This is a genomic window from Virgibacillus salexigens (assembly GCF_000723585.1).
Taxonomy (GTDB): domain Bacteria; phylum Bacillota; class Bacilli; order Bacillales; family Amphibacillaceae; genus Virgibacillus; species Virgibacillus salexigens.
Map to the genome: position 1 here is coordinate 760,594 of NZ_CCDP010000001.1, position 13,726 is coordinate 774,319.

General features: G+C 40.0%; 12 protein-coding genes. 10 read left to right on the forward strand and 2 right to left on the reverse strand.

Going from position 1 to position 13,726, the window contains the following annotated elements:
* Positions 1–198: 198 nt before the first annotated feature.
* The 10 genes from BN990_RS03535 to BN990_RS03580 all read left to right on the forward strand — a co-directional run bounded on the left by BN990_RS03535 (position 199) and on the right by BN990_RS03580 (position 11,881).
* The gene (locus tag BN990_RS03535) at positions 199–1,503 is read left to right on the forward strand and encodes an ABC transporter substrate-binding protein (RefSeq protein WP_021289654.1); all 1,305 of its coding nucleotides are present in this window, start codon (positions 199–201) and stop codon (positions 1,501–1,503) included.
* A gap of 75 nt (positions 1,504–1,578) precedes the next feature.
* Positions 1,579–2,904: a carbohydrate ABC transporter permease gene (locus tag BN990_RS03540; protein WP_021289653.1), complete on the forward strand. Its 1,326-nt coding sequence runs from the start codon at positions 1,579–1,581 to the stop codon at positions 2,902–2,904.
* Between the two features lie 13 nt (positions 2,905–2,917).
* On the forward strand, positions 2,918–3,739 hold the full coding sequence (locus tag BN990_RS03545; RefSeq protein ID WP_021289652.1) for a carbohydrate ABC transporter permease: 822 nt from the start codon (positions 2,918–2,920) through the stop codon (positions 3,737–3,739).
* 45 nt (positions 3,740–3,784) lie between these two features.
* The gene (locus BN990_RS03550; RefSeq protein WP_038242441.1) at positions 3,785–4,867 is read left to right on the forward strand and encodes a Gfo/Idh/MocA family protein; all 1,083 of its coding nucleotides are present in this window, start codon (positions 3,785–3,787) and stop codon (positions 4,865–4,867) included.
* A gap of 23 nt (positions 4,868–4,890) precedes the next feature.
* Positions 4,891–5,895: a Gfo/Idh/MocA family protein gene (locus BN990_RS03555; protein ID WP_021289650.1), complete on the forward strand. Its 1,005-nt coding sequence runs from the start codon at positions 4,891–4,893 to the stop codon at positions 5,893–5,895.
* A 27-nt stretch (positions 5,896–5,922) separates the two neighbouring features.
* The gene (locus tag BN990_RS03560; protein ID WP_021289649.1) at positions 5,923–6,645 is read left to right on the forward strand and encodes a ThuA domain-containing protein; all 723 of its coding nucleotides are present in this window, start codon (positions 5,923–5,925) and stop codon (positions 6,643–6,645) included.
* A gap of 5 nt (positions 6,646–6,650) precedes the next feature.
* On the forward strand, positions 6,651–7,676 hold the full coding sequence (locus BN990_RS03565) for a Gfo/Idh/MocA family protein (protein WP_038242444.1): 1,026 nt from the start codon (positions 6,651–6,653) through the stop codon (positions 7,674–7,676).
* A gap of 11 nt (positions 7,677–7,687) precedes the next feature.
* Positions 7,688–8,728, forward strand: coding sequence for a Gfo/Idh/MocA family protein (locus BN990_RS03570; RefSeq protein ID WP_038242445.1), 1,041 nt, complete (start codon positions 7,688–7,690; stop codon positions 8,726–8,728).
* A gap of 80 nt (positions 8,729–8,808) precedes the next feature.
* Positions 8,809–9,777: a sugar phosphate isomerase/epimerase family protein gene (locus tag BN990_RS03575; RefSeq protein WP_038242447.1), complete on the forward strand. Its 969-nt coding sequence runs from the start codon at positions 8,809–8,811 to the stop codon at positions 9,775–9,777.
* A 484-nt stretch (positions 9,778–10,261) separates the two neighbouring features.
* A complete protein-coding gene (locus BN990_RS03580; protein WP_038242450.1) occupies positions 10,262–11,881 on the forward strand; it encodes a flavin-containing monooxygenase in 1,620 nt (539 codons plus the stop codon).
* Positions 11,882–11,936: 55 nt separating this feature from the next.
* On the opposite strand, the gene BN990_RS03585 is transcribed toward BN990_RS03580, so the two are convergent.
* Together BN990_RS03585 and BN990_RS03590 are read right to left on the reverse strand one after the other, a co-directional pair.
* Entirely contained in the window at positions 11,937–13,034 is a 1,098-nt protein-coding gene (locus BN990_RS03585; protein ID WP_021289644.1) for a copper resistance D family protein, read from the reverse strand.
* Between the two features lie 3 nt (positions 13,035–13,037).
* Entirely contained in the window at positions 13,038–13,607 is a 570-nt protein-coding gene (locus BN990_RS03590; RefSeq protein WP_038242453.1) for a copper resistance CopC family protein, read from the reverse strand.
* Positions 13,608–13,726: the final 119 nt, after the last annotated feature.

Consider the following 13,726-nt stretch of genomic DNA (forward strand, 5'->3'; position numbering starts at 1 on the left):
AGTATTATCGATTTCATTCAATTTCTCGGCCATGATAAAAGAGGCATGCATTATTGATACATCTAGAGTGGGATAAAAAAGTTATTGACAACAGGGGAATAAGGGTTATAATAAAACCATAATGTAATCGATTTCATTTTTTCTAATATTAAATAAAGTTATTGTGGTGAAATCGATAAAAACCAAGGGGGATTTCCATTGAAGTTATCTAAATACTTGCTTCCTATTCTACTATTGATTGGCTTGGCATTTGTACTAATTGCTTGTAGTGACTCTTCATCCGAAGACGAAACTGCTGATCAAAATGGTTCCGGATCAGGTGATGAAGAGGAAGTTACTATCGTTTATGCCCGTGGAGTAGATACAACACCAGCGACAGAAGCACTTATTAAAGCATTTGAAGAGAAGCACCCAAATATTAACGTGAAAGAACAAGAAATGCCGGCAGATACCGGTCAATCGCATGACCAGTATGTAACCGCTTTCAGTTCGCAAAGTACAGAAATTGACGTTTTTAATGCAGATGTGATTTGGCCAGCAGAGTTTGCGCAAGCGAATTATGCTTTAGAGCTAGATCGTTTCATTGAAAAAGATGGAATCAATATGGAGGATTACTTCCCTGGTACAGTTCAGGCGGGTAAATTCGATGGAAAACAATGGGCTATGCCACAATATACCGATGCCGGAATCCTCTACTACCGAACAGATATCGTCGATGAGCCGCCGAAAACATGGGATGATCTTATTGAACAAGCAAATAACCTTAAAGGCGAAAAAGGGACAGAATTTGGTTATTTGATGCAAGCTGCACAGTATGAAGGATTAATTACAAATGCGATTGAGTTTATCGCATCGTATGGTGGAGAAGTAGTTAATGAGAATAATGAAGTCGTTGTCGATAGTCCGGAAACCGTTAAAGCTTTGGAAAAAATGAAAGAAGTGGTTGGTTCTGATTTTGTACCACAGAATATTCTTAATTTCCAAGAAATTGAAACGGAGAATGCTTGGATTGAAGGGAAATCCGTTTTTGCTCGTAACTGGCCATACCTAATGTCTTCTTCCAATGATGAAGAACGTTCTGCAATAAGTGGGAATGTAGAGATGACCACGATGCCAGAAGGGGATGCAGGGAGTGCATCAGCATTAGGTGGATGGATGACGATGATTAATCGTTACTCCGAACATCCTGAAGCTGCTTGGGAGTTTGTAAAATTTATATCTGGACCGGAAGGACAAAAGATTTCGGCAGTGGAGGGCGGCCGTGCGCCAACTATTGAAGCATTATATGATGATCCTGAAATACAGCAGTTAAATTCATTATTTGGGAACCCAGATTTCCGAGAAGTATTGCAAACCGCAGTGCCCCGTCCAGTAACACCAATTTATCCAGAAATCTCAGATATTATGCAAATTGAAATCTCTAAAGTCCTAACTGGTGATCAGAATCCACAACAAGCTGCTACCAATATGCAAACGAAAATGGAAGCTGCGATGAACGAATAAGGAAGGTTAATAAGGCAAGGTGGGCATTCCTCATCTTGCCTTTATAAATAGAGATGTAGGAGAAGGAGGGTTACCGTGAAGAGGAAAAAACGCAGCTTTCAATTGAATGAGAAACAACTTGGTTATGCAATGGTTCTGCCTTCATTAATTCTTGTTTTTGTTGTTGTGCTTTGGCCAGTGGCGCAGTCGTTCTGGAATAGTTTATTTGATTATCGATTAAATGATCCGAACCGATCTGAACTAATGTTAAGTGCCAATATTGATTTAGAGAGATACGTAGATAATCATTTTTATATTAATAGTCAATTAGAGGATTTAGCTTCATCTGTAGAAGGGGAAGCAGCAGCAACTATTACCGACATAAAGGAAAAGATAAATGGGTATCATCAAGAATTAGTAGAAGATGAAGAAACCAAGCAGAAAGTGGAAAAAGTCGATGAATTAATTATGAACTATCAGCCGGTCACGGATTCCGATTTGAAATACCAGAAGATTGATAATGGATTCGCAGACGAATATCGTGATGCTTTAATGAGTTATCAAGATAAATTAACAGGCTTAGCCTCCTCTGTCTCAGATGAAACAGTCAGTGAAAATATTAACCAATCTGCGGATTTACTGGGGGCGACTGGAGAAACCATCTTAAAATCGAACTTCATTGGATTAAAAAACTATGGAAAATATCTACAGGACACACGCATGTGGAAATCCTTGTGGAATACAACGTTCTTTACTGTTGTAACAGTTGCATTGGAGCTAGTGCTTGGTGTTTGTATCGCGTTACTTATTAATCGAGCGTTTAAAGGTAGAGGCCTCATTCGTGCTTCAGTATTAATTCCTTGGGCAATCCCAACTGCTGTGGCTGCCATGATGTGGGGTTTTCTCTATGATGGGCAGTCTGGTATCGTAGCTCATTATTTAGCATCTCTAAATCTAATTCCAGGAGAATCCTGGTTATTATCAACGTCTAATGGAGGAATGTTCTCCATTATCTTAGCCGATGTCTGGAAAACAACACCATATATGGCTTTATTGATACTAGCAGGCTTACAGACGATTCCGAGTTCACTCTATGAAGCTTCCGGCGTAGACGGGGCGAATAAGTGGCAACAATTTTGGAAGATCACCTTGCCATTGTTAAAATCTTCTATTCTAGTAGCTTTACTATTTAGAACGCTGGATGCATTCCGTGTATTTGATTTGATTTATGTATTAACTGGTGGTGGACCAGCGAATGCAACGGAATCCATTTCGGTGTACGCGTATAAAACCTTATTTGCTCAACAAAATTTTGGAGAAGGATCTGTGTTGTCGGTTATCGTGTTCTTATGTGTAGCATTAATCAGTTTCATCTATGTGAAATTGATCGGTTCCGATTTATTTGCAGGTCGAACAAAATGAGGAGGGGAGTAGCATGAACAAACGTGGAAAAATTGGTTTTTATATTTTCTTGATTATCTTTGTATTTCTCGTCATGTTCCCATTCATCTGGGTATTCTTGACATCGATTAAACCAGTAAATGAAATCTTTTCTTCGTTTAAATGGTTTACAAGTAATCCATCACTATCCTCCTATGAGGCTGCTTTAACAAATCGACCATTGTTACGATATATGCTCAATAGTTTTGTCGTATCGATCCTGACAACGTTATTAGCACTTGTTTTTGCTTCGTTTACTGCTTATGCGGTAACAAGGCTGCCAATTAAGGGGAAAGGCCTGATTTTAGGAATTGTCTTAGCTGCGTCAATGTTCCCGCAGATTGCGATCATATCGCCAATGTTTAATCTTGTTACAGGTTTAGGTTTACGTAATAGCTACTTAGGTTTAATAATTCCTTATATTACAATCAGTCTTCCACTTGCAATTTGGATTCTATCTACATTTTTCCAAAAGATTCCTTATGAATTGGAGGAGTCAGCGAAATTGGATGGGGCTAGTCCGTTCCAAACATTTCGTAAGATTATCTTCCCGCTGGCAACACCAGGCATTTTTACTACAGGGATTCTTGTATTTATTGCTGCTTGGAATGAGTATCTTTTCGCATTAACGATTAATAGTGAGGATTCGTGGAGAACAGTACCGGTTGGGATTTCAATGTACCAGAGTGAATTCTCTGTTCCATGGGGGGATATTTCTGCTGCAACAGTAATTGTGACGATTCCAATTGTCATTTTAGTACTGATTTTCCAACGAAGAATCGTTTCTGGTTTGACATCTGGCTCTGTGAAAGAATAGGAGTTCGGATTTAATAAAATTAAACTTTAGAGGATGGTGGAGTATATGACAGAGAAAGTTCAAGTAGGAATTATTGGTTGTGGTGGCATTGCCTTTGGAAAGCATTTGCCGAGTTTATCAAAACTACAGCAGGTAGAGCTCGTTGCTTTCTGTGATGTGAAGAAGGAAAAGGCCGAACAGGCAGCGAAAGAATATGGAGCGGAAGGTTCAAGCGTGTATCAAAACTATCAAGATTTGTTGAAAGATTCAGCGATTGATGTTGTCCATGTTCTTACACCAAATATTTCTCATGCAGAAATTAGTATTGCTGCGCTGCAAGCAGATAAGCATGTCATGTGCGAAAAACCAATGGCAAAAACGGCAGAAGAAGCCAAGGCAATGCTCGAGGCGGCCAATCAATCAAACAAAAAATTAACGATTGGTTACAATAATCGTTTTCGACCAGATAGTCGATATTTAAAACAAGTTTGTGATCGCGGCGACTTAGGAGAGATTTATTTTGCAAAAGCTCATGCGATTCGACGGCGTGCTGTCCCTACATGGGGAGTGTTTTTAGATGAGGAGAAGCAAGGCGGCGGTCCATTAATTGATATTGGAACACATGCACTTGACTTAACATTATGGATGATGAATAACTATGAGCCGAAAGTGGTTATGGGGGCTACGCATCATCAATTAGGAAAGAAAGAGAATGCAGCAAATCCTTGGGGTTCATGGGATCCAAAGGCTTTCAATGTAGAAGATTCCGCGTTTGGATTTATCACAATGAAAAACGGTGCTACCATAATCTTGGAATCTAGCTGGGCATTAAACTCCTTAGACGTAGACGAGGCAAAATGCTCCCTAAGTGGATCTGAAGGCGGAGCTGATATGAAAGATGGTTTACGCATGAATGGAGAAGAATTTGGAAAGCTTTACACGACGAATGTAGATTTAGGAGCGGGTGGTGTTGCCTTTTATGATGGGGAAACAGAATCTGACGCTGATCTAGAAGCGCGACTGTGGATTGAGTCCATAATCGAAGACAAAGAAACAGTTGTCCAGCCTCAACAGGCTCTCGTAGTGACCCAAATTTTAGAAGCGATCTATCAATCTGCAAAAACGGGGAAAGCAGTTTATTTTGACTAAACAAAAAAAGGGTGGCAATAAGAATGATTCGAGTAGCATTATTAAGTAGATGGCATGTTCATGCTGACGACTATGCAAGGGAAGCAATCGCACATCCAGATTTACAAGTGGAAATGGTTTGGGATGAAGACCCCGATCGTGGAAGGCGATGGGCGAACGAATTAGATGTTGCTTTTGAAGCAGATATTGATCAGGTTTGTTCAAGTCCGGATATAGACGCTGTCATTATTACCACACCTACAGATCAGCATAAGAAAGTCATGTTAAAAGCTTGTCAGTATCAAAAACATATTTTTAGCGAGAAAGTATTGGCTTTCACCATAGAAGATTGTCAGGAGATTATTAAACAGGCAGAAGACGCTGGTATCAAATTAATGCTATCGCTACCAAGGCTTACGGAGAAAGAATTTCTGCAGGCAGATCATGCGCTAAACGAAGGATGGCTAGGGGATTTATCGATGATTCGCTGCCGGCTAGCGCATAATGGAGCAGTTGCTCCAGCTGGAAAAGAAGCAGGCTGGCTGCCAAAGCGTTTCTTTAATAAAGCGCAAACTGGTGGTGGAGCACTAATTGATCTTGGTGCACATCCAATTTATTTAACAAACCGCTTAGCCAAAGATCCGAAGGCAGTTTATGCAAGAATGCAGCCCCAAGTTAGTAAGGATGTTGATGATGCAGCAGTAGTAACCATAGAATACGCTTCTGGAGCATTAGGCGTTGTGGAAACTGGCTTTTTATCATATAGTAGTCCTTTCCAATTGGAACTGTATGGTACAGAAGGTGTTCTACTAGCTGAAGAAGGTCGTATTCGCTTAAAGAGTATCCATTATGGCGACAACCAGTGGATAGAAATTGATGAGCAGCTTCCAGTAGTAGCAACTCCAATGGAGCAGTGGGTAAACGCTATACAAACAGATGAACCAACTTTTATTACTGCTCAAGATATGATGCAATTAACAATGATTAATCAGGCAGCGCGTCACTCCCATCAGGAGGGAAAGCGAATAGAAGTAAGTGATATCAAATAAAATTTACAGACGAAGGGGATATACACAATGAAAGTAACCATCTGGAACGAATTTCGTCATGAAAAAGAAAACCCGAAAGTTGAAGAAATTTATCCAAAGGGGATTCACGATACGCTTTCCCAATTTTTAGTAGAGGCGGGCTTAGATACACAAACAGCAACATTAGATGAACCAGAACATGGCTTAACCGATGAGGTATTAGAGGAAACAGATGTCCTTGTTTGGTGGGGGCATAAGGCGCATCATGAAGTAGAGGATACGATTGCAGAGAAGGTAAAAGTACGTGTTCTTGAAGGAATGGGATTAGTAGTTCTTCATTCAGGTCATTTTTCCAAAGTATTTAAGAAATTAATGGGTACAACATGTGATTTGAAATGGCGGGAAGCGGATGATAAAGAACGCTTATGGGTAGTTGATCCGAGTCACCCAATTACAGCAGGAATAGGAGAATATGTCGAGCTCGAGAAAGAAGAAATGTATGGCGAACATTTCGACATCCCTGTTCCAGACGAGTTGATCTTTGTTAGTTGGTTTGAAGGTGGAGAAGTATTCCGAAGTGGTGCTACCTTTAAGCGCGGGCAAGGAAAGATTTTTTATTTCCGTCCAGGTCACGAGACATATCCTACGTATCATAATAATGAAATTCAACGGATTATTACAAATGGAGTAAAATGGGCGGCGAGTTCGAAAAGTATCAAGCCAACCTATGGTAACAAACAGCCTTTAGAGAAAATAGCAGAGAAGGGGTAGATCACATGGCATCACTACGCGTAGCGATAATTGGCTGTGGAAGTATTGCTAAACATCGGCATTTATTAGAATATCAAGCTAACTCAAAAGTAGATATTGTGGCTGTTTGTGATAAGGTAGAAGAAAGAGTGAACGAGACTGCACGACGTTATCAGGTAAAAGCTTATACGGATTATCAAGCCATGTTAGCCAAAGAGGAACTGGATGCGGTCAGTGTTTGCTTACCTAATTATTTACATGCTCCTGTATCCATTGCAGCATTAGAAACAGGCTGTCATGTCTTATGTGAGAAACCAATGGCTACAAGCATTCAAGAAGCTGAAGCGATGATCACTGCTACTAAGAAGCGTGGTAAAAAACTAATGATTGGTCATAATCAGCGGTTTGTCCCGTCCCATCAAAAAGCAAGAGAAATGATTGCAAACGGGGAGTTAGGGAAAATCTACAGCTTTCGGACGGCATTTGGTCATGGTGGGCCAGAAGGCTGGAGTATTGATGGCAAAAATAGCTGGTTCTTTAAAAAAGATGAGGCTTTTATTGGATCCATGGGAGATCTCGGTGTACATAAGGCTGACTTAATTCGCTTTCTTCTTGGTGAAGAAATTAGTGAAGTAGCTGCGTTTGTTGAATCAAATGCAAAAACGGATACAGATGTCGATGATAATGCTGTTTGTATGTTAAAAACAGAAAGCGGAATTATCGGTACTTTAGCAGCAAGTTGGGCGTATGTATCTAAAGAAGATAATGCAACAAGAATTTATGGTGAAAAAGGCATTTTGCGTTTAGAAGATGATTCAACTTATTCGTTTATTGTCCACCATGCAGATGGGAACGTGACAAATATTGATCTAGGTGGTATTCAGTCTAATGAGGAAGATGGCCAAACAACGACGCATGTGATTGACCATTTTGTCGACTCAATTTTAAACGATATCGAACCATTGGTTAATGGGGAAGAAGGATTGAAATCACTGCAAGTCATTTTAGCCGCGTTGGAATCAAGTCAAACGAAGACAATAACAAAAATATAGGAAGGTTTGTTATGGATAAATTAAAAGTAGGAATAATTGGAGTCGGTGGGATTGCTCAGAGCAGGCATATTCCAGCTTTCCAAGCGTTAGAAGATCGAGTGGAAATCATAGCAGTGCAGGATGTGAATCAAGATCGCGCCAAAGAAGTAGCTGCAAAATATGACATCCCACGTACATTTGTTCAATATCATGATTTATTTGTGCATGTAAATGCGGTGGTAATTTGTACACCAAATAAATTCCATGCAGAAATTACAGTAGCAGCATTAGAAGCTGGTGTTCATGTCTTATGTGAAAAGCCAATGGCGATGACGACGGAAGAATGTGAGCGTATGATATCGGCAGCGAAGCAATCTGGCAAGCAGTTGGCAATTGCTTACCATTATCGACATACCGATAATGCAAAGCTTGCAAAACAAGCTGTTCTGCATCAGGAAATTGGTGAGCCGCTTGTAACTCGAGTGCAGGCGTTACGCAGAAGAAAAGTTCCCGGCTGGGGGGTCTTTACTAATAAAGAATTACAAGGTGGAGGCAGCTTGATTGACTATGGTTGTCACCTTCTAGATTTAGCGATTTGGCTGTTAGGCGATCCTGAACCGGTGGAAGTGTTGGGAACAACGTACAATCGGCTAAGCAAGCTGCCAAACCAAATCAATGATTGGGGCACATTCGATCATGCAACGTTCGAAGTGGATGATCATGTAACTAGCTATATTACGTTTGACAACGGGATTTCCATGCAAATGGAATGCTCTTGGGCAGCCAACATTAAGGAAGATACGAGACATTTGAGTATTTCCGGTGTCGATGGTGGGTTGAGTCTCTATCCGTTTGAATTGTATCAACCAAAGCTTGGTACTTTTATGCGCAGCGATGCAAAAGTAGAGCATAATGAAACAAACGCTGGCTATATTCAGGCTGAGAACTTTGTAGATAGCTGCTTGGGTCAAGACGAATTAGTCGTGAAGCCAGAACAAGCCTTAAAAGTTACCAAAATCATTGATGCCATTTATCAAAGCAGTGACACGGGTAGCAGTGTGAAGCTGAAGTAATAGTGTTTATAGGGGAAGAGGGCAGCAGCCTCATCGGCCTGTTTCTGATTGGTCATATGTATAGAAAGGTGGAGTAAAAGATGAAATTAGGCGTATTTACTGTTTTATTCGGAGAAAAATCTTTTGAGGATATGCTCGATTATGTGCAAGCGTCTGGATTAGATGCGGTGGAAATTGGCACGGGCGGAAACCCAGGTACAGCTCATTGTAACGTCGATGAATTATTAGCTAGTGAAGAGAAGCGGAAAATATATTTAGATAAAATCCATTCGCGGGGGTTGACGATTAGTGCATTTAGTTGCCATGACAACCCAGTTTCACCAAACCAAGCACATGCTGAATCTTCTCATGAGGCGTTTGTTAAAACGGTGAAATTAGCAGAATTAATGAATGTACCAGTCGTTAATACATTTTCTGGTACACCTGGTTCCAACGAGCAATCTAAATACCCGAACTGGCCGGTTACCCCATGGCCCACTGAATATTCAGACATTCTTGATTGGCAGTGGGAGAACAAGTTAATTCCTTATTGGAAGGAACAGGGCCAGTTTGCAAAAGATCATGGGGTAAAGATAGGCTTGGAATTACATGCAGGATTCCTCGTCCATACACCATATACGATGTTGAAATTACGTGAAGCAACGAACGATGCAATTGGTGCTAACTTAGACCCAAGTCATTTATGGTGGCAAGGGATTGATCCAGTTGCGGCGATCAAAATTCTTGGTAAACAAAACGCCATTCACCACTTCCATGCAAAAGATACGTACATTGATCAAGAAAATGTAAACATGTACGGTCTAACAGATATGCAGCCATATAGCAGCGTGCAAAGTCGCGCTTGGACGTTCCGCTCTGTCGGCTATGGGCATAGTGAAAAAGAATGGTCGGATATTGTGAGTGCGCTACGTACGTATGGCTATGATTATGTTATTAGCATTGAACATGAAGATCCAATCATGTCGGTTGATGAAGGATTCCAAGCAGCTGTAAAGAATTTAAAAGATGTAAATATCAAAGAGGCCCCTGCTCAGATGTGGTGGGCATAACAGAGATTAGCACTTCTAAGCTTGTAGAGAAAATCCTTGTTTTTCTACAAGCTTTTTTTCTTGCCTCCAAGAGTACAGCCCACTCCCTGTTCGAAAGCACGAGTCCCCTTGTGCAAACCTTGGATATTCGCCAAAAGTTAGACATTTTAATAAGTAGCAAAGTAAATCATTCTAGTTGTAATAAATAAAGTGAGCTGTCGAGTGATTTTTAGACAGTCTGTAGGGGGTTATTGAAAGAAAATAGAAGGTAAGTGGAAGGGGCCCCTTTTTTTCAAAAGAATCGCCACATAAAACACCTTCTCAACTCGAATATCTTAACTGCTGATGAAAGCGTAGGATTAAGGAGTTAGCTTGTTTTCCCTAATGCATGAATCTGTGAAGTGAAAGAGATAAAATGCAAGAAGGATAAAATTAGCTTATTTCGGGTATATCAATATGACAGTGCATGAAATATAAATTTATTATGAATGTGAGGTGGAAAATCATGAAAGATAAACAACGAGATCACTTAACCCCTGACTTTGATGCGATTGTCATTGGTGCAGGATTTTCAGGGTTATATATGCTTCATCGCTTACGTAAAGCAGGGTATCGCACACAAGTGTATGAAGCAGGAGCTGATGTTGGGGGTGTTTGGTATTGGAATCGATATCCAGGTGCGCGCTGTGATTCGGAAAGCATGTATTATAACTACACCTTCTCTAAAGAGTTGTATAAAGAATGGACGTGGACAGACCGGTTTCCACAGCAGGAAGAGATACTTCACTATTTAAACTATGTAGCAGATAAGTTCAATTTACGAAAAGGTATTCAGTTTAATACAAGGGTAACAGCAGCTCATTATAATGAGGAGCAGCAGCTTTGGCATATTTATACAGACGATGACTCCCATGTGACAACAACCTTTTTCATCTCAGGTGCAGGCTGTTTATCAACGAAGAATGTTCCAAACTTTAAAGGATTAGAACACTTTAAGGGAGCATGGTATCATACAGGAAATTGGCCGCATGAAAACGTAGATTTTACGGGCAAACGTGTTGGTGTAATTGGAACTGGATCCAGTGGCATACAGGCGATCCCGGTTATTGCTAAAGAAGCAGATCATTTAACTGTGTTTCAACGTACCCCACAATATACAGTCCCAGCGAAAAATCATCCATTAGATCCAGAAATAATTAAGGAAGCAAAAGCGAACTATCATCAAATTAAGCGAGAATTACCAGAATCAATCAATGGCGTACTAACAAAAGTCAGTAGACATTCGGCATTAAAGGATGACCCAGAAGAAAGGCAACGGGTCTATGAAGAGGCTTGGCAAGAGGGAGGTTTCTCGTTTCCGTTGGTTTATAAGGATTTAACAAGTAATGAGGCTTCCAACGAAACAGCGGCATCCTTCATTCGACAAAAGATCGAACAGATTGTGGAAGACCCTGAGACAGCTAAGAAACTACAGCCAGACCATTATTATGGAACGAAGCGACCGAACTTAGATGACCATTATTACCAGACGTTTAATCGAGATAACGTAACCCTTGCAGATGTTAATGAAGATCCAATTGCTGAAATTACATCTAAAGGAATTCGTACAACCAGTTCTGATTTCCCACTTGATGTAATTGTTTTTGCGACAGGATTTGATGGGATGACTGGATCCTTATTTAAAATCGATATTCGTGGAAGAAAAGGGGTTGCCTTAAAGGAAAAATGGGAAGATGGAGGCCAGGTACGTACCTACTTAGGATTGGCAACAGCTGATTTCCCAAATTTCTTCATGATTACTGGACCAGAAAGCCCATCTGTCTTAGTGAATATGCCGACAGCAATTGAACAGCATGTGGAGTGGATCGCTGGTTGCTTAGAATATATGCAAAAGCATGGGAAAACAACGGTGGAAGCAAATCCTTCAGCGGAAAAAATGTGGAGCAAGCATTCAAGAGAAATAGCCGATAAAACATTGTTCCCTAAAACCGATTCTTGGTACACAGGAGCTAATATTCCGGGAAAGCCACGATCTTTTTTAATTTATCTTGGTGGATTTGAAGCGTACACACAAATATGTCATGATGTTGCAGCTAAATATTATGACGGATTTACTATGAGCTAAGGCTCGTCATTAGAGAACTTTCGGCTGTCGAATCCTATTGCCCGACAGCCGAATATTAGATGATAATAATACTTTGAATAAACGTAATATACGTCGTTAGTACCAAACATAAGGCGAGCATAAATGACAATGTTGCTGACATTTTTGTCTTGAACACATACATGCTGATAGTAAGACATAGTGCGATGACAGCGAAGAAAATAGTGGAACTATTCCACATGAGTGTTACCTGATTACCATCAATTGGTCCATGGTAAAACATTTCTAAAATCGGAGCATATCCGCTACTTTGGATTAAGTTCTCGATCTGGAATGGGGGTGATTGTTCATTCATTACGCCAGTAACGATAAAGATTAATAAAATTATGAGAAATTCTGCACGTACCCACGGCTTCGGGTTAAATGTAGAATCTGTTGTTAGTTTTTTCTTCATCCAATAGCCATTGATAAAAGCGTAAATAAATAGTGGTAAGATAAATAGATGCTTGATTAGTAAACTTTGACCATAGGATACCAAATAGGAATCAGTATACTGTTGGAAATTAATTATGGCATTCATTAACAACAAGCCACTTATCATAATGAACAGAAAGCAGGCGATAGCTGTTGGGTGAAACCATGTTAAAAAACGATTCCAATTGTGAAGATCCTTGGCGAACCAGCTTACAAGCAGTAAGCAGCCTACCCAAATAATAACAGCGATAAAGTGCATAGCATGAATAAACACACCATATATACCTTCGACCGAACCTGCATGGCTGCTCCATGCAACACCAATTGCAAGGAACACAACAAGCGCAAGACCTCCCCAAGCTGTCTTTTTATCTTGATTATCATCGGTTAAGGTAATATAAAATCCAAGAACAATACTAAGGATGAACGTAAAAAGCCAAGCGTTACCTATTTTAAATGATAATAGAACTGTCTGTGCGGCTGAGCCAAAGCCATATGCCTGTGACAAATGGGTGATAATTTGAATCAATGGGATAAATGATAAAATCGTAATTCCCAAAACAGCCAGAAGTTTAATGGTTGAAGAAATATAAATGGCTGGCTTGCGATTAGTTGGTATAATCGCAAATATATATGCCCCTATTAAAAGGGAAAAACAAAGGTAAAGCAGTGTTTCACTTATGATGGTTAGAAAGAACATGTCTTATTTTTTCCTTTTCAATCGTACTATTACAATGATTGCAATGATTGCAACAACAAGAATAGCAATTAATATCACGTTTGAATTATCTTGTTCTGCTTGGTTGCTTTCAGTTTCATTGGCAGGTGAAACTGTATTATCTTCATCTGTTTCTGCTGCGTCTTCTTCTGTAGGGGCTGTTTCTTCATTAGCCGTATCCTCTTCAACAGATTCCTCTACATCTACAGTAAATGTAATCGAATCCTCCATTGGATGGCCATCTACTCCAATAATCTCCCATCTTGCTGTATACTCTCCATTTTCTAAAGCTTGATCAAACACAGCATGTAATTCTCCATCATCATTAATGCTAATATTGTCAACCTGGGTCAATGTTCCATTGCTGTTTTCTAATTCTAATGTAGCCGTTTGTTCAATAACGGTGTCAAAAGATAATGTCATCTCTTTCATTGGTTCTGTAACCGTAGCCCCTGCTTCTGGATTGGAGCTTGCCAAATGCGTATGTGCAAAAACGGGGGGTGCCATGTATAGGAAAATAGTTGTTGCTACAAATATAGTGGTTAGTTTTTTCATTTGATCTCCTCCTAGCTATTTTTCGATTTAAGATTACTAAATTGTGAAGCATTACACAACTATGTTCCTAAAAAAGAAATGACTATTTGGTGAATAGGACGATTAACTTTCTAAGAAGT

What these genes read in the sequence shown, in the direction of transcription:
- BN990_RS03545 (WP_021289652.1), top strand. Translation starts at nt 2,918, where the DNA reads ATGAACAAACGTGGAAAAATTGGTTTTTATATTTTCTTGATTATCTTT.
- BN990_RS03550 (WP_038242441.1), top strand. Translation starts at nt 3,785, where the DNA reads ATGACAGAGAAAGTTCAAGTAGGAATTATTGGTTGTGGTGGCATTGCC.
- BN990_RS03555 (WP_021289650.1), top strand. Translation starts at nt 4,891, where the DNA reads ATGATTCGAGTAGCATTATTAAGTAGATGGCATGTTCATGCTGACGAC.
- BN990_RS03560 (WP_021289649.1), top strand. Translation starts at nt 5,923, where the DNA reads ATGAAAGTAACCATCTGGAACGAATTTCGTCATGAAAAAGAAAACCCG.
- BN990_RS03565 (WP_038242444.1), top strand. Translation starts at nt 6,651, where the DNA reads ATGGCATCACTACGCGTAGCGATAATTGGCTGTGGAAGTATTGCTAAA.
- BN990_RS03570 (WP_038242445.1), top strand. Translation starts at nt 7,688, where the DNA reads ATGGATAAATTAAAAGTAGGAATAATTGGAGTCGGTGGGATTGCTCAG.
- BN990_RS03575 (WP_038242447.1), top strand. Translation starts at nt 8,809, where the DNA reads ATGAAATTAGGCGTATTTACTGTTTTATTCGGAGAAAAATCTTTTGAG.
- BN990_RS03580 (WP_038242450.1), top strand. Translation starts at nt 10,262, where the DNA reads ATGAAAGATAAACAACGAGATCACTTAACCCCTGACTTTGATGCGATT.
- BN990_RS03585 (WP_021289644.1), bottom strand. Translation starts at nt 13,034, where the DNA reads ATGTTCTTTCTAACCATCATAAGTGAAACACTGCTTTACCTTTGTTTT.
- BN990_RS03590 (WP_038242453.1), bottom strand. Translation starts at nt 13,607, where the DNA reads ATGAAAAAACTAACCACTATATTTGTAGCAACAACTATTTTCCTATAC.